This is a genomic window from Desulfovibrio desulfopostgatei, assembly GCF_053570645.1.
The window spans coordinates 1,541,842-1,566,643 of record NZ_JBRBQS010000002.1; the positions used below are offsets into that span (position 1 = coordinate 1,541,842).

Here is a 24,802-nt window from a genome sequence, read left to right on the forward strand (position 1 = left end):
GATCTGGCGTACTGGTATAGCTACTGTGCATCACATTGCATGAATCGAGTCGGATGTTAATTACACTCTATTTTCAAGAGAAATATTTATGCCGATTAAAGAAATTACTATCACGCAATGGGCAGACCACCATGAATGTCGCGATCATTTGCCCATATTGATCCGTAGGCTAATACGCGAAACAACGCCATCGATTTTATCATTACGCTTTCCCGGTAACGAAGCTGTTGATTTAGCTGGCCTAGACGGCCAAGTGGAGTCTGAATCTTCAACTGCGATGGTGCCTCAAGGGCGCAGTATTTGGGAAATGGGGTGTAACCAAAATCCAAGTGAAAAGGCTGACAGCGATTACATTAAGCGAACTGCTGGAATTCCAGAGGTTGAACGAAAGGCAGCCAGCTTCATATTTGTGACCCCACGCCGCTGGAATAAAAAAGAAAACTGGCTTGAGGAGCGTCGCCGAGAAAAATCTTGGGCTAACGTGCACGCTTATGACGCAATCGACTTGGAAACATGGCTTGAAGAAGCCCCTGTGACTTCCAGGTGGTTGGGTGAGCTACTAGGGCTTGCTTGTCCAAGTTTGTTGACGCCTCAAGAGTGGTGGAATCGCTGGGCAACGGTGACTGATCCTCCTTTGGCAACCTCTTTAGTCACTATTAGACGTCATGATGAAAGGCAGACTCTACTTGAACGACTACGAAAAGAAGAGTCCGTAATTCCTGTTATGGCAGACGACAGGCAAGAAGCTGCGGCATTTGTTGTCGCAACGTTGCTTGAGTCGAATGCAGTGGATTTGATTGATCGAACCTTGGTCGCAACATCTGCCAGTGCCCGCATAACATCGAATCCAACACACTTGCTCATCATTGCAGACGTGCCCGCGGGTGTAGATCTGGACTTTGGGGATAGGCGAAAAATTACTGTTGTCAGGCCTTATCCAAAGGGTCGTTTTGAAGTTGATAATGCTTTGCACATTTCCCATGTTTCTACCGAAGCCTTTCGGTCTGGCTTGGAATCTATGGGCTTCTCGCAAGATGAGGCTGCACGCAACGCTCTACAAACAGGCCATTCTGTGCCGGTGCTTCGGCGGCTGTTGTCGCGTGATCCTGAAATCAGGCGGCCTGTTTGGGCGCGAAACCGTACTTCTGTCAAGCGTTTGCTCCCCTTTGCTCTAGCCGGGGCATGGGTGGAAGAGAGTTCCTTTGATGATAGCTCAATTCTTGAACTTTTGGGTGAGGTAGATGCCGAGACGCTAAAGCGGAACAGAGACGATCTGCTGGCGCTGGACGATGCCCCCATCGCAAAATATGGCCGTGTAACCAAGGTCGTTTCTCAGCTAGATGCTTTTTTTGCCGTGGGTCCATTTATTGAGCGCAATGACCTTGAGCGTTTTTTTCAATTGGTGCCAGAGCTACTAGGTGAGCGTGATCCGGCTCTAGACCTTCCGCAGGAGCAATGGTGGATGGCTCAAGTTCTTGGTAAATCCCCTAGTTGCTCTAAGGAATTATTCTCAGGTTTTGGTGATGCCTTATGTATCTTGGCTATGCATGGAGGAATCATTTGTGGTGACAGGCTGGGCGTCAATTGTGCGCATCACGTGGGGTTTATTGTCCGATCTTTAATGCACAATGCCAATGAAGATCGCTGGCTTACAATCCGTAGACATTTGCGAGCACTGGCTGAAGCATCACCTGAGGAGTTTCTTACGTGCCTGGAAGAAGAGCTGTTACAGCCAAACCCTCCTATCCGCGCAATTATGGGCACTACAAACGGCGGCATCAGTGGTGAATGCCTGCGTACAGACCTGCTTTGGGCGCTAGAAATGTTGGCATGGCATCCTGAGTATTTTTCTCGTGTTGCGCAGATTATTTTTGGACTCTGTCGTTTTGAAACTAAAGACAATTGGACGAACACCCCAAAATCAACCGCTCAGTCTTTGTTCCGTGTTTGGCTACCTGGTACAACACTAGGTATTGACGCAAGAATGGTGGTCCTGCGCGATCTTGCCGAACGATTCAGAAAACCTATTATCAATGTGTGCATTTCTCTGCTCCCGCAGTACATGGGACAGCTTGCAATAAAGAATCTGCGGCCAGAATGGCGAACCTTGAAAGTTGAAGTTCCAGTCCCAACACCTGGGGATGTGATGCTGGCTGCTACTGAGGCAAGTCGTCTCATTTTAGATCTTTGCCCGTTTGATAAGTCAGAATTGAAAGTTGTCTTGAAAGCAGCCACACGGCTGCACTCCAATGATTTGATCCGATTGGTAGAAGAAGTGCAGCGTTGGGCAATGAGTGCGGATGATGAGGAAAAGGCAGAGCTGAGAAGTGATGTGCGTCTCAATGGTGTTCAGCGTGTCTACCAAGACAAAAATGACGTAAGCCAGGCTATGGCATTTCTCCAGATAGAATCTGCACTTGAACCAGTTGAGTTGACTGCTCGACACCGATGGCTTTTTGACAGCCATTACATTGATTGGCGCGTATTTAATGAAGACGAAAACGAAGAGAAACCTCCTTTTAAAGAACGTGCCGCTTGCCTTCAACAACGGCGTCAAGATGCTATTGCTGAAATTGCACATTACCAAGGCAAAGAACAAGCCCTAAGGTTTGCTCTTGCTGTGACGTTCCCTGAGATCGCTGCTCAGGCTCTAGTACAACCTGATACATATCCTTCAAATATCGCTGAATGGATTAGTCTTGTTCTCGCTGAAGCGCCGAGTATTGCTGCGGACGCATTTTTGCGGCAAGTGCTTTTGACCTCCGCGTGGAATAACTTACCTGCTGTCGTCACAGTCTTAAATGAAAGACTTGTCCTTGATTCCTTTGACAAGCAGCAGCGTTTTGTAAAAGCCTTACCCGGTATCCCTTCTGGATGGCGAGTTGCAGAGACTATGGGTGAAGAACTTGCGGCTATCTATTGGAATACGGTATCACTTTCTATTTGGGACGACACACCAATTGATGAGGTCAGGTTTGGCATTAAAAAACTCTTAGAGGCAAAAAGGCCACGCTCAGCATTTGTAGCAGTACATGATTTGCCTGACCGCATATCGCCAGATTTGTGGGAACACATTTTACAAGGAATTGCGCAAGGGGATGAGCCTGAAGGTCTACTCCCATCTTCATATGCCCTTGACGAGATATTACAGTATATTGAAAAAGCTGGGTGTATTTCTGAGAATCAATTAATGCAGCTTGAAATTCCTTTTATCTCTGCGCTTTGTAGTGGAGGACAAAGTGGGTTTGGAAGGATACTCGCAGTACATCGTGAGCTGTCTCGCAATCCAGAATCTTTTGTACAACTGCTTACTTGGCTCTATCAACGTAAGGATGGGGCCAATGAGTTTGATGCGGACTCGGATGTAGAACAAAAAAAAATTTTGGCGGACATGGCTTTTTATGTGCTGGAAAGTTGGAACCTTATCCCAGGAAGTCATACGGATGGGGAGGTTGATCCAGATAAACTTGTTGCCTGGGTAGAGCAGACCCTACATAGCGCCGCTGAAGTAAGCCGAAAAGAAGTAGCCGAAGTTCACCTGGCGGAACTTTTTGGGCGCGTTGCTAGGCATCGCTCATGGGATCAATGGCTGCCCGTGTGTGTATTAGACCTTCTTAATAGACCAGAATATGGCGGGATCCTCCGACGGTTAGGACTAGGGGTTCATAATGCCAGAGGTACTACTAGCAGATATCCATTTGATGGCGGTGCTCAGGAGCGTGCTCTGGCAGGCGAGTATCGCAATCTGGCTGTAAAGTATGGCACCATTTATCCAAGAATTTCCGCGCAGCTTATTGTGATAGCTGAAAGTTATGAACACGATGCTCGCCGACACGATGAAGAAGCCGCCATTGATGAGCGATGGCATCCATAATGACATGGCTCGATGGCGCATATAGCCTATAATAAACAGAAAAAGCCTGTTGCGTCGCGGAATATTCCTGAACAGAACACATTCCGAATACAACAGGCTTTTTATCATACTTGCCAGGCAGGCATCCTTAGGTCAGGCTGCCAACCGTAGTGTTATACGCCTAAGGCGATCATGGCGTCAGCCACCTTGCGGAAGCCCGCAATGTTCGCGCCCATCACAAGGTTGCCCTTCTGCCCGAATTCTGCGGCAGTGGCGGCGGCGCGCTGGTGAATATCATACATGATGTGTTTGAGCTGGTTGTCCACCGCTTCAAACGTCCAGCGCTGCATGCTGGCATTCTGCGCCATTTCAAGCTGGCTGACAGACACACCGCCCGCGTTGGCTGCTTTGGCTGGGCCGTAGGCAATGCCGGAAGCAATAAAGGCATGCACTGCGTCAAGCGTAGAGGGCATGTTTGCACCTTCCGCCACGCAACCGCAGCCGTTGGCAAGCAGGGTTTCCGCGTCCGCGAGGTTCAGTTCGTTCTGCGTCGCGCAGGGAAAAGCCGCAAAGCAGGGCACGTTCCACACGGCATTGCGCCCTGCGGGATAGGCCGCCACAGGCGTGTACTTGGCGGAAGAAACCAGATCCGCATAGCGGGTGAGGGGGCCGCGCTCGATTTCTTTCACCTGCTTGAGCACGTCCAGCCTGATGCCTTCAGGGTCATAGATCATGCCGCGCGAGTCGGAAACGGTCACGGGTTTTGCGCCCACCTGAATAAGCTTTTGGCAGCAGTGGATAGCCACGTTGCCCGCGCCGGAGACAGTGCAGACCTTGCCTTCAAGGCTCTGGCCGCGTGCATCAAGCATGGCCTGGGCAAAATACACAGCGCCGTAGCCTGTGGCTTCAGGCCGCGCCAGCGAGCCGCCAAAGAGCAGGTTTTTGCCGGTGAGTACGCCTTCGTAGCGCCGGGTCAGGCGTTTGTACTGCCCAAAAAGAAAGCTGATTTCCTGGCTGCCCACGCCAATATCGCCAGCAGGCACGTCAACGGTTGCGCCAATATGCGTCCAGAGTTCCGTCATGAATGCCTGACAGAACCGCATGATTTCCGTCTTGGATTTACCCTTGGGGTTGAAATCCGAGCCACCCTTGGCCCCGCCGATGGCAAGGCCCGAGAGCGAGTTTTTGAAAATCTGCTCAAAGCCAAGAAATTTCAGCACGCCCTGATTCACGCTGGGGTGAAAGCGCAGGCCGCCCTTGAACGGGCCCAGAGCCGAGTTGTACTGAACCCGGTACCCCCGGTTAACCTGAACCTGTCCTGCATCGTCCATCCATTGCACGCGGAAGGAGACGCAGCGTTCCGGCTCCACAATCCGCTCAAGGATTTTCATTTTTGCGTATTCAGTTTGCTTGTCCAGGATGGGTTGCAGACTTTGCAACACCTCTTGCACTGCCTGCAAAAAAACAGGTTCATGGGGATAGGTTTCTTTAAGGTTATTTAACACTCGCTCAACATAAGGCATGTTGCTCTCCTGATAGGGGGGGTAAGGATTGCACGAAAAAACTTCCGCATAACATTGATTCAAGCAGGTTTTTTTTAGACAAGATGATGCAGTTTGACAAGAATTTAAAAAAATACCTAATCCGATATGAGGAATGTGACGCTTACAACAAAAAGCCCCGGTCGGCTTAATGGGCTGACCGGGGCTGAATGGCCGGGAAAGCGGAAATTTCTGGATCAGCCAGCAAAAGGTTCTTGTGGAGCTTCCAGCGCAGAGTGTAACGCTTCGTCCAGTGTCGGGTGCGCAAACATGAAGGCATTGAGCGCAGAGCCGTGGTATTGCCCTATGAGCAGCAACTGCGCCGCTGTGACAAGGTGCGAAACCCCGTGCCCCAGAGCGGCAATGCCGACAATGCTGTCGTTCTGCCACACGATCTTGATAAAACCCGACGCATCGCCTCCGGCCTGGGCAATGGCGTTGCCCATGAGTTGCGCCCTGGAAACAGCCACCGGCCCGCACAGTGCCAGGGCCTGCCGCGCGGTAAGGCCCACACGCATGATTTCCAGGCTGCCGTAAACGCAGGAAGGCACCGGCCCGGAAGCGTAGGGGCCGCTTTGCGCTCCAATAATGCGCCGCGCCACATACGCGCCCTGATGCTCCGCAGCATGCGCCAACAGGGTTTGCCCGTTGATGTCGCCAATGGCATAAACATTGGGGGCAGCCATAAGATGCTCGTCAACAGTGATGAATCCGCGCGCCTGAAGCGTGCATCCGGCTTTTTCCGCTCCAAGAGTATCCGTATTGGGCGTTCTGCCTACCGCAACAAGGGCCTTGGCGGCGGTCAGTTCCCTGCCGTCCTCAAGCACGAGCACAGCCGCGCCCTCGCGCGTTGTGAGCGATGCCGCTTTAACGCCTGTGATGCAGGTTATGCCGGTTTTGCCAAGAAGCTTGGCCATTTCCTGACCAAGATCGGCATCTTCCGTTGGGGCAAGGTGGGGTGCGGCTTCTACAATGGTGACCTTGCTGCCCATTGCGTTGAAAAAGTCGGCCATTTCAAGGCCGATAGCCCCCGCGCCCACAACAATCAGGCTTTCCGGTATGGCAGGCACGCGCAGCATGTCCGTGCTGTCCAGAACGGCATCATGGTCGGGCGTCATGCCGGGGAATGCGGCGGAGCGGGAACCGCCAGCAAGGATGATGTGCTCTGCCTGCAGATTCTGCACGGTGCCGTCAGCGCCTGTCACCGTAACCTCAGAGGGGCTGACGCATGCTGCATGGCCTTCAATAAGCGTTACGCCAAGCTGTTCCAGCCCCTTGCTCAGGGTCTGGGATGATGCTTTGACAAAACGCTGGATGCGTTTTTGCAGAGCATCGTAATCCACTTCAATATTGCCTTTGGCAACGCGTTGGCGCTCAAGACCGCGCAACAATCCTTTTGGAGCGGTTGCGCCCAGCAGCAGCTTGGTGGGAATGCAGCCGCAGTTAAGGCATACGCCGCCCATATGGGTGTTTTCAACCAGCGCAACGGATTTTCCGCCACGGGCAAGTATGCCTGCGGCCTTGGCTCCGCCTGGCCCGCCGCCGATAATGACAACATCAAATGTATTCATGCGCTTCTCCGGATATTGGCAGTTGGGCATGTGGCACACGCATGTTTATCACGGCGTGCCAGTTTATGGCCCTACTGAAGGCTGCTGTTATTAGAGGAAGGCCGCAGGTCCAGCACTGGGTGCAGTAACGAACGGCTTGTGGCTGAGCATGGTACGGTGTCTTGAGCACATTGTCACCATGCGCGGTCTGGCGGTGGGGATAGCCTGCATATGCCGAGGATAGGGGAAGCGCAGCGCTTTTACCGGGATAGCAAAAAATAATTTTTATAATCACGCATTTAATTAAAATCGGGATGATTTAATTGCATGAAATAACAGCATATTAATATTTATCTGTGTAACGCTGCGAGTGGTTGGCTTTTTTACTGTAAAGCCTGTAGTTTTGCTCCATACAAAGCGGAGGTTGTCCTCCCCCAGATTATTCCAGTCACTCCGCAAACTGAAGGAGAATCATATGGAAACCAGTGCAAGGAACGTTTTTTCCGGCAAAGTTGTTGCCGTTAACTCCGGCGCAGTCAATGATGAAGTGGAATTGGCAGTTGAAGGCGGTATCAATATTGTTGCTTCCATTACCAAGGTGAGCACCAAGAATCTTGGCCTCAAGCCCGGCGCCAGCGCAATGGCCCTTATCAAGGCCAGCTTTGTGCTGCTGATGAATGATGCAGAAAACTACCTGCTCTCCACACGCAACCAGTTTGCCGGTACTGTGAGCAAGGTTACCCCCGGCGCGGTCAATGCCGAGGTTATTGTTGAACTGCCCGGTGGCGCTTCCATCGCCTCCATTGTGACCATGGGCAGCATCAAGAACCTTGGCCTGGAACCTGGCAAAAAGGTTACCGCCATTGTTAAGGCCTCGCAGGTTATTCTTGCTGTAGCCAAGTAGATCGATTCATCGAATTTAGGTTTGGGCCATTCTCACTGGCCTTGATCTGTAGCGGCTCTGCTGTTTGCAATAAACGGCAGAGCCGAATTTTTTGCTCTGACCTGCGCAATAACGTGCTGAAAGGTTATTATTTTTGAACGCCTGCCGCGTCTGACCCAAAAAAATATGACCTGACCATATAGCCTGCGGCCTCGCCTTCTGATATTTGAGGCGGCGCGGGTGGCTTGCACCGTGCCACGGCAAAGGGCAGGCCCCTGTAATACTCGTACTACTGGAATTTTATGAACAAAAAACTCGTGCGCGATTCCTTTGTGGTTGGGGCGGCGCTGTTCGCCATGTTTTTTGGCGCGGGAAACGTGGTGTTTCCCCCTTACATCGGCCTGACGGCAGGAACGCAGTGGTTCACGGGTTTTTTGTGCTATTACGCGGCAGATGTGGGCCTTGCCCTGCTGACAATATACGCCTTGCTGGCTTCTTCTTGTATTGACAGAAAGGAAGGGCTTTTCCACAGGCTTGGCGGAACCCCTGCAATGCTCATGATGCTGGCAATCATTCTGTGCATTGGCCCGTTGCTGGCCATCCCGCGCACCGGGGCCACTGCCTTTGCCATTTCTTTTGCGCCGCTTGGGTATTCGTCCAAGGGGTTCAGCCTTGCCAAGGTGCTCTATTCAGTGGCTTTTTTTGGCATTTCGACCTTGCTGGCATACCGCGAATCCAACATGGTGGATGCCATTGCCCGTTACCTTTCGCCCATCAAGATCGGCGGTTTTTTCCTGATTGTGTGCGCCGCCGTTGTGTGGCCGCTGGGAGAAATCAATCCCAACGTGCGCGACGCCAGGGTTGCCTGGAACAGCATCCTCGCCGGATACCAGACGCTGGATGTCATGGCCTCGCTGGTGTTCGGGTATATTATTGTGAATGCGCTCAAGGGCAAGGGCTATACATCCGGCAGCCAGAAGGCGCTTTCTGTTGGCTTGTCGAGCCTTGTGGCAGGCGTGCTGCTGTTCATAATCTATGGCGGGTTGTGCTACCTTGGTGCGACCGGCTCCGGCTTGTACCCGGCCGATACGGAAAAGGGCGCGCTGGTATCCGGCCTTGTGGGCGGGCTTTTTGGCCGTGCCAGCAACGTGCTGCTGGCTGTGATCATGACTGTTTCGTGCATGGCAACAGCGGTGGGGCTGATCGGCACCACCGGTACCTTTATTTCGCAGTTCAGCAAAGGGCGATTCAGTTACCGGGCGGTGGCCGTCACCACTGGCCTGTTCAGCATGGTGATCTCCAACGTGGGGCTCGACAGCATCATTTCCCTTGCGGCCCCGGTGCTGATCTTTCTGTACCCCGGCACTCTCGCTGTTATCGTGCTTTCACTGTTTGACAAGTTCATCAAGAACGACAACATCTTTCGTTTTGCCACCGTTGGCGCTTTGCTGAGCAGCGGCCTGAGCGTGCTTGAAGATTTTGGGCTGCCCGTTGGGCTGACGGCCATGCTGCCTTTTGAATCTGTGGGGCTTGGCTGGATTTTACCCGCCCTGATTTTTGGCATTGCGGGATTTTTTGTACGGCAGGGCAGGGGCAAGGCTTAATTTCAGGCAGTCGGCGCTGGCAGGTATGCAGCCGCCTTACGGAGCCGGTATTTCAGGCGCTGCGGCGTCAATTTTGCCAAAGCATCTGTCGTCAATCATGATGTGCTGGGCTGTCAGCTCGTAAATCATGAAGCGCAGAAGTGCCGCGAGGTCTGCGCCGTTGCGTTGATACTGGGCCAGCAGAACGTTAGCCCTGTCCAGCAGGTGTTGATGTGCCTGTATGTGCGAAGGCGCATCCGGGTATCCAATCTGGTTCAGAATGTACTCCTCAAACTGAAAATGCTCCACCGTGTCCGCCAGCAGGCCTTCAACGGCGGTGCCAATTGTTTTTTTGTCAGCGCCGGAACTGTCCAGTTGCAGCAGGTTGTTGACTGTTGCAAAGAGGTTGCGGTGCTGCCGGTCAATTTCATCATGCCCGCATTCGTATGTGTCGCTCCACTGAAGGCGCAATGCGCTTGAAGGGCTGCAAATAAAATTGCTGATACTGCCGTCCAGATCCTCCACTATGACCTGATTGCGGCCGCCAATTTTGGCTCTGTACAGAGCCATATCTGCTCGTTGCATCCATTCTTCCACTGTGTCCGTTGCCCGACAGGCTGCCACGCCAATGCTGACAGTAACCCTTGAATTGAAAGAAAAGCTAAATTTTTCAAGATGATCACGTATGTGCTCCGCGAGGGTTACTGCATCAAAAAAAGTGGATGAGGGCAAAACCACAACAAATTCTTCCCCGCCCCAGCGCCCCGGAACGTCAATTGCGCGTATGTCGGTGCGCAGCATCCTCCCAAAACCTCGTAGCACTTCATCGCCAGCAAGGTGCCCGAACTGGTCATTGATGCGCTTGAAGTTGTCCAGATCCAGCATCAACAAGGTAACCGGATGCCCATAGCGGTGCATGCGCGCCATTTCCTGCTGCAATATTTCTTCAATGCGCACACGGTTCCAGCAGCCGGTCAGTCTGTCCAGCAGGGCAGCCTTGCGCAAGGCCGCATCCGAGCGCTCCTTTGCCATGAGCGCAAAGCCGGTTGACACCATGATCAAGGAAATAAAGGTGACAATATAGAGCGTTACCTGAACCGGAGAGGTCTGAAAAATGCTCATTATCTGATGGGGTGCAACAATGGCTACACAGAATTTCCACGCAAGTGTGATAATTGACAGCCCAATGCCAAAGAGCATCAGGTTGCGTCCACGCACAGAAAAATCAAACTTGTAGCTTAACAGCGCCTTTTGCACCAGGAATCCCTGAAAAGCCAACATGGCATTGACCAACAGCACGCGAAATATGACTGAGTCAAAGAAAACGAGCACGCCAACAGTAATAATAAGGGGTGGCCCCCAGAACAGAAATCTGTATTTCGGATGTACCCCAAGAAAAATATGAACAGCATAGTAAAAAATTGCATATGAAATAGAAAACAAGGCATTCGCACATACAATAGATAAAAAACCAGGGATAGTTTCGCGCAGTGCAAAGAGAATATAACTTGTGGCATGGATGCACAGGGCCAAACCCCATTCGCGCAAACCATCGCCCGCATGGCGTTCAGAAGCCGCAAGTGCAGACACCGCAAGTGTAATACAACCGGCGACCAGCATCACGAACATTGTTGGAATATGAAATTCCACTTTAGCTCCAAATTTACCTGAAACAAACTGGAAATATATCTGGTGTGATTATTTATAGTAATAATAACATATCATCATTTAAATTATATAATATTGCAAAGGACGGCAACAAGATTGCCCTGTTAAATGAACAATTATCAATAGCGTTTATTGTTTTACTATAACAGCGTCACGACCATTTGGGCAGCGTGTTGTTTACACGTATACAACAAGAGCGGAACCCCCATTTGGGAGTTCCGCTCTTGTTGTTTGGTGTTTTTATAATGCAGCTATGCGTCAGTCGAGTGTGAAAATGGACTTGAAGTCTACATTTTCCAGCCACTCTGGCTGGTTACGCTTGTCAAAAATCATGTCGCCAAGCACAAGAAAGTCCATCTCTGTACGCATAAAGCAGGTATAGGCATCCAGAGGAGTGCAGACAATGGGTTCGCCACGCACGTTAAAGCTGGTGTTAACGACCATGGGGCAGCCCTGCTCACGCCGGAACGTGTCTATCAGCCCCCAGTAACGGGGATTGGTGCTGCGCGAAACGCTCTGGATGCGGGCAGACCAGTCTACATGCGTGATGGCCGGGACCGTGGAGCGTTGCAGATACAGCCTGTCGTAGAGCGGCAGCTCGCGCACGTTTTCCGGCAGTTGCGTGCGGTGCTTCTGCGCCACAGGAGCGCACACCAGCATGTAGGGCGACTTGGCGTCAAGATCAAACCATTCGGCGCAGTATTCTTCAAGCACAGAAGGCGCAAAGGGTCGGAACCCCTCGCGAAACTTGATCTTGAGGTTCAGCTTTTTTTGCATTTCAGGTCTTCTGGGGTCACCCAGAATAGACCTGTCGCCCAAGGCGCGGGGGCCGTATTCCATGCGGCCCTGAAACCAGCCAACCACAGCGCCGTCCGCCAGATGCTGGGCCACCGTGGAGTAGAGTTCCTCGAGGTTGGTGTATTCAGTATAGGGCGCGTCAAAACGGCGCGCGACCCGCAGAATGTCGTTGCGCGAAAACTCCGGCCCAAGATAGGAGCCTTGCATGGCATCAATACCGTTGGGGGAAGGGCGCTCGTTGCCGCCCCATATGTGCCAGGCAGCCTGCGCAGCGCCCAGCGCGCCGCCAGAGTCGCCGGAGGCGGGCTGAATCCACACATTCTTGAAAATGCCGCTGCGTATCAGCAGGCCATTGGCAACGCAGTTCAGGGCCACGCCGCCCGCCATGACCAGATTGTCGCAGCCGGTCAGCTCGCGGGCTGTGCGAGCCAGCTTGAGCACGATGTCTTCCGTTACCTGCTGGATAGCCAGCGCCAGGGCCATGTATTTCTGGCCGATTTCGCTCTCCGCATCGCGTGGGGGAATACCCAGAAGCTTTTCCCACTTGTCGCGCTTGTACATGCGCAGGCCGGTGGCATAGTCAAAGTATTCCATGTTCAACAGCAGGGAGCCGTCTTCGCGAATGTCCACAAGGCTGTCGCAGATGGCTTTTTTAAGCCTTTCCACAAGCTCCATGTCGCCATCGCCGTAAGGCGCAAGCCCCATGAGCTTGTATTCGCCCGAATTGACCTTGAAGCCGCAGTAAGCGGTAAAAGCCGTGTAGAGCAGGCCCAGCGAGTGCGGGAACTGCTGTTCTTTGAGAATGCGGATGCTGTCGTTCTCGCCAAGGCCAATGGTTGTGGTTGCCCATTCGCCAACGCCGTCAATGGTCAGGATGGCGGCCCTGTCAAAGGGCGAGGGATAAAAGGCGCTGGCAGCGTGCGAAAGATGATGCTCCGGAAAAAGCATCTTGGGCGAGCCGGGGCCGAGCTTGGCTATGGCCTCGCGCAGCATGGAGCGCATGAACAGCTTTTCCTTGATCCAGACGGGAATGGCAGAAAGAAAGCTGCGCAGGCCAGCCGGGGCAAAGCCGTTGTAGGTTTCAAGCAGGCGCTCGAACTTGAGGTAGGGCTTGTCGTAAAAAGCTACAGCCTCAAGATCGGCAATATTCAGCCCGCCCTCGCGCAGCACGTAGGCGGCAGCGTGGCTGGGAAATCCGGAATCGTGTTTGACGCGCGAAAAGCGCTCTTCGTGAGCGGCTGCCACAATTTTGCCGTCCACCAGCAGCACGGCTGCGGAGTCGTGATAATAGGCAGAAATGCCAAGAATGGCTCTGGGCATGAAGGCTCCCATGTGTCGTCGGCGCTGGGTGCGCCTGACCAGATGCTGTTAAAAAACAGAATAAATAAAAGGCGCTATGGCCGAGCCGCTGGTCATCACCACAAGTACGCCAAACAGCAGCAGAACGAGCACAAGGGGAAGCAGCCAGAATTTTTTGCGCTGCATAAAAAATTGCAGCAGGTCTTTAAGAAAATCCATTGATATCTCCTGAAGGAACAAATCCTAAAACGGATGTTCCAGATCTTTTGCTTCAAAGGTATGGTCGCGCGAAACAAAGGTGGAATCCATGCTTTTTTTCCAGCCTTTGCGGCGCATGGGGTCATGCCCGAAAAGGCGCATGACAAGAGCCAGCGGGGTCACAATAACAAAAAATATGACGCTCAGCAGCAGGCGCGACATGATGGAGCCAAGCAGCAGGGAAAGACCAAGCCAGAGCTTTGCCAAAGGCGAATACAGACGAGGCCAGATCATGCCCGCCAGCAGCAGCCCCAGAGCAAGGGGCAACAGGGTGAGCGACTTGGTAAACATGACGGCCAACAGACATATCAATGTCATGGCCATAGCGGTATCGGCGCATTCCTTGTTGCTCACGGCAGCAGGCAAAAAGCCGAAATGTAGTTTGCGGTGTTGCATCAGTTTCCTCTTGCAGCGGGGGATGATTGCAGGGCGTCGCGCACGTATGGCTCAAGAATGTCTGCGGCAACAGCGTTGCCAAAGGCATTCCAGTGCTTGTCGCAACTGAAATACAGGTCGGGGTATTTGACGCCGCGTGCAAGCATGGCAGGCATCAAGTCCACATAAGTCGCGCCTGTGCGGCCAGCCAGTTCGCGCAGCTTGCGGGCAAGGGGCGGCTCCTTGCCGTCATAGTGTTCAAAATCCTGATAGGCAGGAATGGTGAACAGAATAACCTTGCGGTTCCCCGCTTCGGCCACAAGCTGCTCGAGTGAATAGCGCATGATGTTCCATTCGTTCTCGGGCACAGAATAGTACATGGAGCCGCCCGAAGGATCATTGGTATTCTCGGGTGTCCAGCGAGGGACAAGCTTCATGTTTTCGATCTTGAAATCATTCAGGTAAATAGCAACCCGGTACAGACAGCTCCATTCCAGCAGGGTGAGCTTGAAGCTCTTTGCCAAGGCCTGAACTTTTGTAGGCTGGGGCAGCTTTTTAACCGGGTAAAAAAGCTTGTAATCAGGATAATCGCCAACCAGATATGGGCGGTAATCGTCCGTGTCCTGCGTGTAGTAGAAATCCAGGCTGTTATCTTCAAAATCATTGCGGGGCAGAATGCCCAGCAGAACGACATCGTGCCTGAACTGTTTAACCATATGCTTGTATTGCAGCCATTCCTGAATGGTGCCAAAGCCGCCGGACGTGCCAAAATTGAGCACTTCCTTGCCGGTCGAAGCCTCAAGCAGGTTGGAGAGTCTGTCTTCTGACCTGTTGCCCCATCCTTCAATAAAAGAATCACCCAGAATAACAACGCGCGGCTGGTCTGCATCCTTGGTGCGCTCCTTGTCGCGCATGCCAAAGGCATTGGAAGCGTACTGGGCCGTAAAGCAGGGCTTTTTGTGCAAATATGTGGATGAAGGGTGGTGCCATACGCCAAAATGCTCGTCGCTGAACGTCCAGAACTTGCTGTTAACGTTCACCAGGCTGTAAGACGGCATCTGAATGTTTGTGTTTATATACTTGATGTAGAAATAGGATGCCACCTCAAGCATGGCTATCAGCATAAACAGAAAAATCAGGAATCTTTTTAGCATAAAGGAGTGGTTGAAAGAAAGTTTCGGGGTTCAGGCGTGTGGGCTTCCTCACCGAAGGCGGTACCTGAACAAAAAGGCCAAAGCGCGAGCATAATCAAGTAGACCATATATGCCTGCTTTGACAACTTTTCAAGCACGGTTTTGCGGGGGCAGAAACTCTATATCCCCGTAAGGCGCGGCCTGCGGCACCTCACTATGTAATCAGAATTGAAAATAACCGCACAAAAATCCGTTTTTGCAGGATTTTGTGCGGTTATTCAATTTTATGCAGATGCGAACAGATGAAGTTTTTGTCCGCCTATCTGATTTCACGTGTGGTGTGAAAGGTTATCTGCGGCCATTCTTCAATAATCCGCGAGAGCCGCCACTCGCTGCTGGAAAGGATGGCAAGGCAGTCGTCGCCATCGTAGGCGAGGTTTGACTGCTGGTCGGATTTAAAGGACTCCAGCGCCGCCCGGTCACTGGAGGTTATCCAGCGCGCGGCAGAAATGGGGCAGGGCTCGTACAGGGCGATAACGCCGTATTCGGCCTTGAGCCGGGCAATGATAACGTCAAACTGCAGCACGCCAACCGCGCCAAGAATGTGCGAGCTGTCTGTGATCGGGCGAAAAACCTGAATGGCCCCTTCTTCCGCAAGCTGTTTCAGGCCTTTGGCAAGCTGCTTGGAGCGCAGGGGGTCAGCCAGCTGCACACGGCGAAAATGCTCGGGCGAAAAGTTGGGAATCCCCGTAAACTTGAGCGGCTCCGATGTTGTGAGCGTGTCGCCGATTTTCAGGGTACCGTGGTTATGCAAACCGATAATGTCGCCTGGCCATGCATCTTCAACGCCTTCACGGTCTTGCGCCATAAAGGTGATTGCCCGCGAAAGCTGCACCTCTTTGCCGATGCGGTGGTGCTTGACCTTCATGCCGCGCTCGAACCTGCCGGAACATATGCGCATAAAGGCAATTCTGTCGCGGTGGGCGGGGTCCATGTTTGCCTGAATCTTGAAAACAACGCCGGAAAAATCTTCTTCAAGCGGATTGACCACGCGTTCGCCCGTGGCGCATTCCGCCACGCGGGGGATTGGGCCGGGGGCAAGACGTACAAGAGTGTCGAGCAGTTCCTGAACGCCGAAATTGTTGACCGCGCTGCCAAAAAACACCGGCGTCTGCTTGCCCTTGAGGTACAGTTCCTTGTCAAAAGGAAAGCCCGCGCCTTCCAGCAGGTCAATCTCCGTGCGCAGTTGCTCGGCGGCGTCTTCACCAATCAGTTCGGCAAGTTGCGGATCGTTCAGTCCATTGATGACCAGGGCTTCCTTGGGGCGGGAGGTCTTTTTGCCGTCCTCCGCAAAAAAACGGATGGCCTGACGCTCGATATCGTACACACCCTGAAAGCTCTTGCCCATGCCAATGGGCCAGGTCATGGGCGCGGCCTGAATGCCCAGTGTCTGCTCAATATCGCTCAAAAGGTCAAAGGCATCGCGGCCTTCGCGGTCAAGCTTGTTGATAAAGGTCAAAATGGGCGTGTCGCGCATGCGGCACACTTCCATGAGCTTGCGGGTCTGCGTTTCAACACCCTTGACCGAGTCAATGACCATGAGGGCGGAGTCCACAGCCGTGAGCACGCGGTAGGTATCTTCCGAAAAGTCCTGGTGACCGGGCGTATCAAGCAGATTGATGATATGATCGGCGTAGGTGAACTTCATCACCGAGGATGAAACGGAAATGCCGCGCTCGCGTTCAACTTCCATCCAGTCAGAAGTGGCATGGCGCTGGGCCTTTTTGGCCTTGACCGCGCCCGCCATCTGGATGGCTCCGCCGAACAGCAGCAGCTTTTCCGTGAGGGTTGTCTTGCCTGCGTCAGGGTGGGAAATAATGCCGAAAGTGCGGCGTCTGAGCGCTTCGCGACTCATGGCCGATGATATGTTTGTTTGCATAAATCTGCCTGGAATTCAGAGGTCAGGAGTGTGCCGGTGGGTCAGAATCCGGCTGCATAGCGGCGCAAAGGCCTGCCGCATTAAGCGATGGCTGGCTGCGCGGACCCGGCAAAAAAGCAGCACGGCGAATGCCGTGCGTTTGCGCTGCGCTGCAACCATCAGCATCCACACCGTGAGGACAAAATCTCACGAAACACAGCGTGGGCCGTGCATTTGCCAAAACGACAATTTAACCACTTACTTTAAGGCAGTCAAACAGTTTGCATGGGGTGACTGCTTGAATTGCAGATGCCCGGCAGCAGCATGGGCCGCAGGTTCCGCAGGTTGCAAACTGTGAAGGATGTTGCGCTCAAGCCCATCTGCTGGATTTTCTGGTATGTTTTTTATGGGTGTTCAGTCCACACGCAACATGGCAACAAGGTCGCGCAACCTGTCCCTGATGCTCATAAAGGCTTTGACCACATCCGGGTCAAACTGGCTGCCAGTGCCTTTGATGATTTCACGGCAGGCCTCGTCAAAGCTCTTGGCCTGGCGGTAGGGGCGTGATTGCAGCATGGCAGAAAGACTATCCGCAACGGTGATGATGCGCGCGCCCAGGGGAATATGCCCGCCCTTAAGCCCCTGCGGGTAACCGTTGCCGTCAAAACGCTCATGGTGGGCGCGCACCATATCCACAATGCCGCAATCCCGAAGGCAGGCTATGGGAGCAAGAATGTCGGCCCCCATGTCTGGATGCTTGCGGATTGCCAGCCATTCCTTGGGAGTAAGAGCGGATGTTTTGGCCAGAATGTCGTCAGGAACACCAATTTTGCCAAGATCATGCAGGTGACCAGCCACATGGATTATATCGGCAGCCTGGTGCCCCAGGCCCATCGCAAGGGCCAAAGCCTGCGAAATGATGGCAACTTCTTCTGAATGGGCGAGGGTATAGGTATCCTTGGCGTCTATGGCCTTGCCGAGTGATTCAGCAAGCTGGTGGATGATTTCTGTCACCGCAGAGCTGCAAGGAACGAGTTTTTCGCGGCGGGTGGCGCTTTCGGCAAGGTTAAGGCGAGAATGACACAACATTACGTATCCTTATGGTCGGCGAAACGCGCGGCTCACGTTCAGACGTGCAGGCAGGATTGAAAACACTCTTAAGATGAGGTCTCGAATTAGCAGGTTTGAAATTTAATTTCAATGTCAAATTAGCCACATCCGTAAAAATTTGCAAGGTAGATAATACACATAATAATCAGAAAATGGTATTCAATAACAACATGTTATAAATATATAGCAACTCATAACCTGCGAAGCTGATTTCGTAACAAAGCCTGATCGCCACGCAAAACAGGGCCGCCCCAATGGAGCAGCCCTGTTGTTTGTACATTGTGCGCCCGGATCTAGCGGGAGCGAAACTTATTCCTCAATCCAGCTTCTGGCCCGCTCCACAGCGCGGTGCCACTGGTGCAGCAGTTCCTGCCGACGGTCTTCGGGCATGTTGGGTTCAAAGCGGCGGTCAAGTTTCCACTGGGCGCAGAGCTGTTCTTCGCTTTCCCAGAAGCCCACAGCAAGACCGGCAAGGTAGGCCGCGCCAAGGGCGGTTGTTTCCGTAACCATGGGGCGCTCAACAACCACGCCTGTGAGGTTGGCCTGGCACTGCATGAGCATGTTGTTACGGCTTGCGCCGCCGTCCACGCGCAGGGTGGTCAGGGGAACGCCCGCGTCTTTCTGCATGGCCTCCATGATGTCGAGGGTCTGCAGAGCAATGGATTCAATCGCCGCCCTGGCAATGTGCCCGCGGTTGGTGCCGCGCGTGATGCCCACCATGGTGCCTCGGGCGTACTGATCCCAGTAAGGAGCGCCCATGCCCACAAAGGCGGGCACAAGGTACACGCCGCCGTTGTCCGGCACGGTGATGGCAAGGCTTTCCATTTCAGAAGAATCGCGGATAAAGCCAAGGCCGTCGCGCAGCCACTGCACCACTGCGCCGCCCACAAAAACGCTGCCCTCAAGGGCGTAATAACGGCCCTTGGGCGTTTCCCACGCCACGGTGGTCAGCATGTTGTTTTTGCTTTCGCGGGCCTTGGTGCCGGTGTTGAGCAGCAGGAAGCAGCCCGTGCCATAGGTGTTTTTGGCCATGCCTTCGGTCATGCAGGCATTGCCGTAGGTAGCGGCCTGCTGGTCGCCAGCAACGCCCGCAATGGGCACAGCCTAACCGAAAAATTCGGGATGGGTCTGCGCCATAACGCTGGAGGAGGGAGCCACTTCGGGCAGCATGGCGCGCGGCACGCCGATGATTTCAAGCAGTTCATCATCCCACTGGCCAGTGTGGATGTTGAAGAGCAGGGTGCGGCTGGCATTGGAAGGGTCGGTCACATGCGCGCCGCGCTTGCTGAAGTTCCAGATAAGCCAGGTATCAATGGTGCCGAAAAGCAGTTCGCCCGCTTCGGCCCTGGCGCGAGCGCCGGGCACGTTGTCGAGTATCCAGCGCACCTTGGTGCCGGAAAAATAGGCATCGAGCACAAGGCCGGTTTTCTGACGAATAACCTCAGCCTTGCCCGCAGCGCGCAACTGGTCGCAAAAGCCAGCCGTGCGGCGGTCTTGCCACACAATGGCATTGTATACGGGTGCGCCGGTGGCCTTGTCCCACACAACAGTGGTTTCGCGCTGGTTGGTGATGCCAACTGCGGCCAGTTCGTTGCTCTGCACGTTGGCGTGTTTCAGGCATTCCTTGGCAACATGAGACTGCGTGTCAAAGATTTCATTGGGGTTATGTTCAACCCAGCCGGGCTGGGGGAATATTTGGGTGAATTCCCGCTGCGCAACCTGAACAATATTGGCGTCGCGGTCAAAAAGAATGGCGCGCGAGCTGGTAGTGCCCTGGTCAAGAGACAGAATGTATTTATGAGCCATATAATCCTCCGAAAGCATTGTTGATGTTTGTTGCCGCAGCGCGCAGAAGTCTGAAAACCTGTACGCTGGGCAGCACGGAGTTGCTCAAAACGGTCTAGAGCAGGCCTATGGCCTTGCACACAACATAGGCAAGCACAGCGCCGACCATGGGAGCGCACACCGGAATCCAGGCATAGGCCCAGTCAGAAGAACCCTTGCCAGCAATGGGCAGCACCGCATGCGCAATGCGGGGGCCAAGGTCGCGGGCGGGGTTGATGGCGTAACCGGTGGGGCCGCCAAGGCTGAGGCCCAGAGCCCACACAAGGATGCCCACCATGTAGGGGCCGTAACCAGAAGGCAGGGTGCCATTGTTGGTGTGGAAAATGGCAAAGATGCCAAAAAGCAGCATGAACGTGCCGATAACTTCGCACAGGAAGTTCTGACCGTAGCTGCGGATGGCAGGGGCGGTGCTGAAAACAGCCAGTTTGAGGCCGGGATCTTCAGTGGGTGCCCAATGGGGCAGGTAGGCAAGCCAGACAATGGCAGCTCCGGTGAAGCCGCCAGCGATTTGCGCAAGCATGGTTACGAAAGCCTGACTCGCGCCGTAGACGCCAAGCATGGTTTTGGCCAGGGTCACGGCCGGATTGAGGTCAGCCTGGGGCGCGCCCAGAGCCACCGAGGTAAATACGCCGAGCATAACGGCAAAACCCCAGCCCGCGGTAATAACAATCCAGCCGCCGCCGTTGCCCTTGGAGTCTTTAAGCAAAACGCAGGCAACAACGCCAGCACCAAAGGTAATCAGCATCATCGTTCCAAAAAATTCACCAAGAAGGTTGGTCATGGGCAGATCCTTCACAAGTAGTTGATATGGTTGCAAACCTTGCGGTTTGCCATCTCCTGTTCCAATAGCTTGCTGGTAAAATGGGGGGACTGCTTGGCGCAATGTTCCTTTCTGCTTGGATGCCGAAGGCTCTTTGGTATTTAGGTGTCGTTTTACAAAACGTGCGTGTCTGATGCAGATTGAGCCAAAGCATCACAATTGGTTATATGTTTGTAAGGAATACTAATCCTATATTTGATATATAATGGGATGAAAAAAAGATTGCAAGTACATTACAATTGTTACAAACAGTAAAAATTATCATTCTTAAATGTTTGTTCATTTGGGTCGTTTGTAGCATAAAATTGTCAGCAAACTAAAAAGGCCGCCCGAAGGCGGCCATGTATAATGGGAATAAAAGGCGCATCAGCCGTTAGTTTTCATGTCGCGTATAAGGCCTTGCAGTGCAGCCGCCTGCTGGGAGAGGGCACCCACTGCCTTGCTTGCGTGATCCATAGCCTGCGCTGTTTCGGCAGAAATGGTTGCGACTTGCTCGACCGATCTGTTGATTTCTTCGCTGGTTGCCGACTGCTGCTCGCTTGCAGCGGCAATTGCCTGGATTTGATCGTTAACATGCTCTACATACTCAAGTATTTGCCGCAATGCATCGCCAGAACGGGCAGAGAGCGTGGTTGCTTCTTCAATGGCTGCGCCCACGTCTTCCACATTATCAATATTTTTTCTCGTGCCTTGCTGAATGCCGCTGATGGCATCCCCAACTTCACGGGTGGCTGTCATGGTTTTTTCTGCAAGTTTGCGCACTTCATCAGCCACCACGGCAAAGCCCCGGCCTGCATCGCCAGCACGGGCAGCCTCAATGGCGGCGTTGAGCGCAAGCAGGTTTGTCTGGTCGGCAATATCCGCAATGACGTTCATGATCTGCCCAATGGCTTCGGCCTGTTTGCCCAATGCCCCCATATCCTGCTTGATTGCCAATGATTTTGCATGAATGGACTTAATGTTCTCAACCGCAGTGCTCACAATCTGCACGCCTTCAATGGTCTGTTTTTGAGCGTTGCCAGAAACCCCTGCTGCGAGTTGGGCATTTTTGGCAACCTCAAGCACTGTCGCATTCATTTCTTCCATGGCGGTGGCAGTTTCGTGCACACGGTTTGACTGTTCATCCGCTCCACGGCTGGATTGGGTTATCTGCGTAGAAAGCTGCTCCGCAGCGCCAGAGATTACTTCAACTACTTCTTCAAGTTGCTGGGCTGCCTGCAACATGCCTTCCGCCTTGGCCCTTTCAGCCATCAGCTTTGATTGCTGGGCTTCGGCAGTTGCCTTGCGGGCTGTTTCGGCTTGCAGTTCTGCCTCAGCCTGCCGCGTTGAGGCCTGGGTGAAGCTTTCGCTCAGTTTGTCGCGCATCTCGCGCATGGCGGCAAACAGGCCGCAGTTTTTACGGCTGCCGTGCAGGCTCATATCCACTTCAAGATCGCCGTGGGCAATTTTGCGCGCCACTTCTGCTACATCGGCAGGTTCCGCTCCCAGTTGCGCCATGAATGATCGGATTGTAAAAAATGCCCCAAGCGAGCCAGTAATAATTGAAATTCCGGTCAGAACCCATTGCAGGATCAGGCTTGCGGCAAGCTCGTCCTTTAACGTGTCCAGGTTATGGCTTGCCACGCCGGTCTGTTCTTCAATAAATGGTTCCAGAGCAATTGTGAGGGCTTCTGTGGCATTGTCGAAATCTTCCATGAGTTCGTTGCCAGCCTCTATGCCCTGGTTGATGTAAGTATCAGCCATCTTGCGGCCCAACGCGTACATGGCGTCGAACGACTTGACCAGTGCGGCAAGCCTCTCCTGTGATTTTTTGTTGTTCTCAAGAGCGAATTTGTTTTCGAATTTTTTTGCATGCTCATGAAAGGTATCGGCGGCTTCCTGCGCCTCTTTGTACCCATCAGGGTTGTGCGTTGCGGAAACGTCAGACAGGAATTGCTGCACCTGCACGGTTTGCAGCTTCATATCCGCAGCCAGCATGGCCAGCGGCATGCTTTCATCGGCCGTCGTGTCGGCTAGGAGGTCGGCCTGGCTCAGGTTATGGCGCATGATCAAGGCGCTGAGCAGTATCAGAAAAAAAATGGAACCAAAGCCCAGCCAAAGCCGGGTTGCTACTTTTAACTGCATGGTGCGCCTCCCCCAAAAGCATGAGGTTGAATGGCCCGCAGCAAGTGCGGACAAAAGTATTACACAGTTATAAACTAATGAAATTGATATGTTAAACGTGGAAATAATTCTCGCAGTTGCCATGTACCACGGAGTATGTGATGCCCTGCAAAGCTGCCTGGAATGCAGATGGGAGCATTCCAAGCATTTTGGTTATAAACAGCCTAATGCGCCTTGCGGACTGTGTCCATACACTGAGGCGTGAAAATATTGCTTATCGATTTCAGAAACTGCGGGATGCGCGTGCGCAAAGATTGCTGCACCAACGCAAAAAGGCCGCCCGGTGATGGACGGCCTTTCGCAAGGAAAGACTGCACTCAGGAGCTTCAGCCCTGATTTTTCATGTCGCGGATAAGCCCTTGCAACACCTGCGCCTGCTGCGCAAGACCATCAACGGCATGCGCGGCATTTTCCATTGTCTGAGCCGTTTCGGCAGAGATGGTTGCAACCTGCTCAACAGACTTGTTGATCTCCTCACTGGCGGCAGATTGCTGTTCGCTTGCAGCGGCAATGGCCTGTACCTGATCATTCACCAGGTGAACAAGCTCAAGAATCTGCTTAAGCGAATCGCCGGAGCGAATGGAAAGCTTGGTCGCCTCCTCAATGGCGCTGGCGCTCTGTTCCACATTCAGAATATTTTTTCGCGTCCCGGCCTGAATATCGCCAATGGCCCGACCCACCTCATGAGTGGCAGACATGGTTTTTTCCGCCAGTTTGCGCACTTCATCAGCAACAACGGCAAAGCCGCGCCCGGCATCGCCTGCCCGGGCGGCTTCTATGGCGGCGTTGAGCGCAAGCAGGTTGGTCTGGTCGGCAATGTCGGCAATAACGCCCATCACCTGCCCGATGCTTTCGGCCTGCTTGCCCAGCACGTCCATATCCTGCCGGATGGCAAGGGATTGCGTGTGCACCGACTCAATGCCCTTGACCGCATCGTTGACAATCTGCGCGCCTTCCAGCGCCTGTTGTCGGGTCTGGTCTGCAATGCCGGCGGCCTGCTGCGCATTTTGGGCAACTTCGCGCACGGTGGCATTCATTTGCTCCATGGCCGTGGCTGTTTCACGCACACGGCCTGACTGATCGTCAGCTCCGCTGCGGGATTGGTCTATCTTGACCGCAAGATCCTGCGAAGCGCTGGAGACAATTTCGACCACATTTTCCAGTTGGCGGGCAGCGTGGAGCATCCCTTCGCTTTTGGCGTTCTCTGCAAGAGCTTGCGCTTTTTGGGCTTCCGCTAGGGCTTTTCTGGCTTCTTCGCGGTCATGCTCGGCTTCGGCCTGTGCAGTGGAAGAAGCCTTGCGGTAGTTTGCCAGATTGTCTGCCGTGCTGTTCAGCGCCAGAGCCAGAGTGCTCAGGCTGGCAAAACTTCCGGCAGCGAGGCGTTCATCTGACTGCTGGGCGCCAAGGGTAGAGGCAAAAGACACACACTGGCGCATGGCGCGCAGATCCCTGTTGGTCAGGAAATATCCTGCGCAATACACCAGGCAAATGGCAAAAATAAATTCGATCCACATCAGGGTGCGCCGCGATGCGATGTCATCATTCATTTCGGCCATGGCTGTTTCAGCAAGGGCGGTAATATTTGCGTCAAATTTTTCAAAATGTTCGCGAAATGCCACGGCATAGGGAGTGGCTTCCTTTTCATAGGTTTTGTAGGTGAGGTAGCGCTGGTCCGCGGGGATATCCTTTAAGGGAGCTACAAGGCTCTGCCCGTTGTTCATGAATGCAATGGCCGCCTCATGAGCTTTATCCGTCAAAGCTTTGGAGTCTGCGGGCAGCTTGAGGGAGGAGAGTGTGGCAAAGTGTTTTTTTACGGCGGCAATGGCTGTGTCTATTTGCTTGAGATCTTTGTCAATATTGCTGCCAAGCATGATGTTTCTTGTTAAGCGACTAAAATAATTTATATTTTTTGTTACTTCCAGGGCAATAATTCTGCCTGCGATGGCGGTATCGCGGGTGTGGGCATATTTGATCTCAATATTGTTAATTGCCTGCAACGAAAAAC

Annotated in this window: 15 protein-coding genes and 1 pseudogene; 3 read left to right on the plus strand and 13 right to left on the minus strand. The window is 53.2% G+C overall.

Features of this window, described 5'->3' with window-relative positions; translation table 11 throughout:
* The first annotated feature begins 88 nt into the window (after nucleotides 1-88).
* Nucleotides 89-3,874, plus strand: a complete 3,786-nt coding sequence (locus ACUZ9Q_RS06850; RefSeq protein WP_308584343.1) for a hypothetical protein — start codon at nucleotides 89-91, stop codon at nucleotides 3,872-3,874.
* A 152-nt stretch (nucleotides 3,875-4,026) separates the two neighbouring features.
* Here ACUZ9Q_RS06850 and gdhA read toward each other — a convergent pair whose 3' ends face one another.
* Nucleotides 4,027-5,376, minus strand: coding sequence for an NADP-specific glutamate dehydrogenase (gene gdhA / locus ACUZ9Q_RS06855; protein WP_227119407.1), 1,350 nt, complete (start codon nucleotides 5,374-5,376; stop codon nucleotides 4,027-4,029).
* Between the two features lie 215 nt (nucleotides 5,377-5,591).
* Nucleotides 5,592-6,965 (minus strand): dihydrolipoyl dehydrogenase family protein, encoded by a 1,374-nt coding sequence (locus ACUZ9Q_RS06860; RefSeq protein ID WP_215646589.1) that lies wholly within the window; start codon nucleotides 6,963-6,965, stop codon nucleotides 5,592-5,594.
* Between the two features lie 454 nt (nucleotides 6,966-7,419).
* Here ACUZ9Q_RS06860 and ACUZ9Q_RS06865 point away from each other — a divergent pair, with 454 nt between their 5' ends.
* Both ACUZ9Q_RS06865 and brnQ read left to right on the plus strand, forming a co-directional pair.
* Nucleotides 7,420-7,848 (plus strand): TOBE domain-containing protein, encoded by a 429-nt coding sequence (locus ACUZ9Q_RS06865; RefSeq protein WP_215646587.1) that lies wholly within the window; start codon nucleotides 7,420-7,422, stop codon nucleotides 7,846-7,848.
* Nucleotides 7,849-8,129: 281 nt separating this feature from the next.
* Entirely contained in the window at nucleotides 8,130-9,431 is a 1,302-nt protein-coding gene (gene brnQ / locus ACUZ9Q_RS06870; protein ID WP_192111725.1) for a branched-chain amino acid transport system II carrier protein, read from the plus strand.
* A gap of 36 nt (nucleotides 9,432-9,467) precedes the next feature.
* Here brnQ and ACUZ9Q_RS06875 read toward each other — a convergent pair whose 3' ends face one another.
* From ACUZ9Q_RS06875 to ACUZ9Q_RS06925, 11 genes and pseudogenes are all read right to left on the minus strand, one after another.
* Nucleotides 9,468-10,532 (minus strand): diguanylate cyclase, encoded by a 1,065-nt coding sequence (locus ACUZ9Q_RS06875; RefSeq protein ID WP_449247586.1) that lies wholly within the window; start codon nucleotides 10,530-10,532, stop codon nucleotides 9,468-9,470.
* 804 nt (nucleotides 10,533-11,336) lie between these two features.
* Nucleotides 11,337-13,196 carry a carbamoyltransferase family protein gene (locus tag ACUZ9Q_RS06880; protein WP_449247587.1) on the minus strand — a complete coding sequence of 620 codons (1,860 nt, stop codon included), beginning with the start codon at nucleotides 13,194-13,196 and terminating at the stop codon, nucleotides 11,337-11,339.
* A gap of 48 nt (nucleotides 13,197-13,244) precedes the next feature.
* Nucleotides 13,245-13,394: a DUF5989 family protein gene (locus ACUZ9Q_RS06885; protein WP_192111728.1), complete on the minus strand. Its 150-nt coding sequence runs from the start codon at nucleotides 13,392-13,394 to the stop codon at nucleotides 13,245-13,247.
* Between the two features lie 24 nt (nucleotides 13,395-13,418).
* On the minus strand, nucleotides 13,419-13,829 hold the full coding sequence (locus tag ACUZ9Q_RS06890; RefSeq protein ID WP_215646578.1) for an SxtJ family membrane protein: 411 nt from the start codon (nucleotides 13,827-13,829) through the stop codon (nucleotides 13,419-13,421).
* Nucleotides 13,829-14,932 carry an SGNH/GDSL hydrolase family protein gene (locus ACUZ9Q_RS06895; protein ID WP_323391352.1) on the minus strand — a complete coding sequence of 368 codons (1,104 nt, stop codon included), beginning with the start codon at nucleotides 14,930-14,932 and terminating at the stop codon, nucleotides 13,829-13,831. The genes ACUZ9Q_RS06890 and ACUZ9Q_RS06895 overlap by 1 nt, the downstream gene beginning before the upstream one ends.
* A 328-nt stretch (nucleotides 14,933-15,260) precedes the next feature.
* On the minus strand, nucleotides 15,261-16,880 hold the full coding sequence (locus tag ACUZ9Q_RS06900; protein WP_308584331.1) for a peptide chain release factor 3: 1,620 nt from the start codon (nucleotides 16,878-16,880) through the stop codon (nucleotides 15,261-15,263).
* Between the two features lie 393 nt (nucleotides 16,881-17,273).
* Complete coding sequence (locus tag ACUZ9Q_RS06905; RefSeq protein ID WP_192111732.1) at nucleotides 17,274-17,948, minus strand: HD-GYP domain-containing protein; 675 nt, start codon at nucleotides 17,946-17,948, stop codon at nucleotides 17,274-17,276.
* 330 nt (nucleotides 17,949-18,278) lie between these two features.
* A pseudogene (glpK, locus tag ACUZ9Q_RS06910) lies at nucleotides 18,279-19,775 on the minus strand (glycerol kinase GlpK).
* 94 nt (nucleotides 19,776-19,869) lie between these two features.
* Nucleotides 19,870-20,595 (minus strand): MIP/aquaporin family protein, encoded by a 726-nt coding sequence (locus ACUZ9Q_RS06915; protein ID WP_215646570.1) that lies wholly within the window; start codon nucleotides 20,593-20,595, stop codon nucleotides 19,870-19,872.
* A 405-nt stretch (nucleotides 20,596-21,000) separates the two neighbouring features.
* Nucleotides 21,001-22,758 (minus strand): methyl-accepting chemotaxis protein, encoded by a 1,758-nt coding sequence (locus ACUZ9Q_RS06920; RefSeq protein ID WP_449247588.1) that lies wholly within the window; start codon nucleotides 22,756-22,758, stop codon nucleotides 21,001-21,003.
* Nucleotides 22,759-23,123: 365 nt separating this feature from the next.
* Entirely contained in the window at nucleotides 23,124-24,668 is a 1,545-nt protein-coding gene (locus ACUZ9Q_RS06925) for a methyl-accepting chemotaxis protein (RefSeq protein WP_449247589.1), read from the minus strand.
* Nucleotides 24,669-24,802: the final 134 nt, after the last annotated feature.

Coding starts and splice junctions, on each gene's coding strand:
- ACUZ9Q_RS06850 (WP_308584343.1), top strand. CDS start 89: ATGCCGATTAAAGAAATTACTATCACGCAATGGGCAGACCACCATGAA.
- gdhA (WP_227119407.1), bottom strand. CDS start 5,376: ATGCCTTATGTTGAGCGAGTGTTAAATAACCTTAAAGAAACCTATCCC.
- ACUZ9Q_RS06860 (WP_215646589.1), bottom strand. CDS start 6,965: ATGAATACATTTGATGTTGTCATTATCGGCGGCGGGCCAGGCGGAGCC.
- ACUZ9Q_RS06865 (WP_215646587.1), top strand. CDS start 7,420: ATGGAAACCAGTGCAAGGAACGTTTTTTCCGGCAAAGTTGTTGCCGTT.
- brnQ (WP_192111725.1), top strand. CDS start 8,130: ATGAACAAAAAACTCGTGCGCGATTCCTTTGTGGTTGGGGCGGCGCTG.
- ACUZ9Q_RS06875 (WP_449247586.1), bottom strand. CDS start 10,532: ATGAGCATTTTTCAGACCTCTCCGGTTCAGGTAACGCTCTATATTGTC.
- ACUZ9Q_RS06880 (WP_449247587.1), bottom strand. CDS start 13,196: ATGCCCAGAGCCATTCTTGGCATTTCTGCCTATTATCACGACTCCGCA.
- ACUZ9Q_RS06885 (WP_192111728.1), bottom strand. CDS start 13,394: ATGGATTTTCTTAAAGACCTGCTGCAATTTTTTATGCAGCGCAAAAAA.
- ACUZ9Q_RS06890 (WP_215646578.1), bottom strand. CDS start 13,829: ATGCAACACCGCAAACTACATTTCGGCTTTTTGCCTGCTGCCGTGAGC.
- ACUZ9Q_RS06895 (WP_323391352.1), bottom strand. CDS start 14,932: ATGCTGATAGCCATGCTTGAGGTGGCATCCTATTTCTACATCAAGTAT.
- ACUZ9Q_RS06900 (WP_308584331.1), bottom strand. CDS start 16,880: ATGCAAACAAACATATCATCGGCCATGAGTCGCGAAGCGCTCAGACGC.
- ACUZ9Q_RS06905 (WP_192111732.1), bottom strand. CDS start 17,948: ATGTTGTGTCATTCTCGCCTTAACCTTGCCGAAAGCGCCACCCGCCGC.
- ACUZ9Q_RS06915 (WP_215646570.1), bottom strand. CDS start 20,595: ATGACCAACCTTCTTGGTGAATTTTTTGGAACGATGATGCTGATTACC.
- ACUZ9Q_RS06920 (WP_449247588.1), bottom strand. CDS start 22,758: ATGCAGTTAAAAGTAGCAACCCGGCTTTGGCTGGGCTTTGGTTCCATT.
- ACUZ9Q_RS06925 (WP_449247589.1), bottom strand. CDS start 24,668: ATGCTTGGCAGCAATATTGACAAAGATCTCAAGCAAATAGACACAGCC.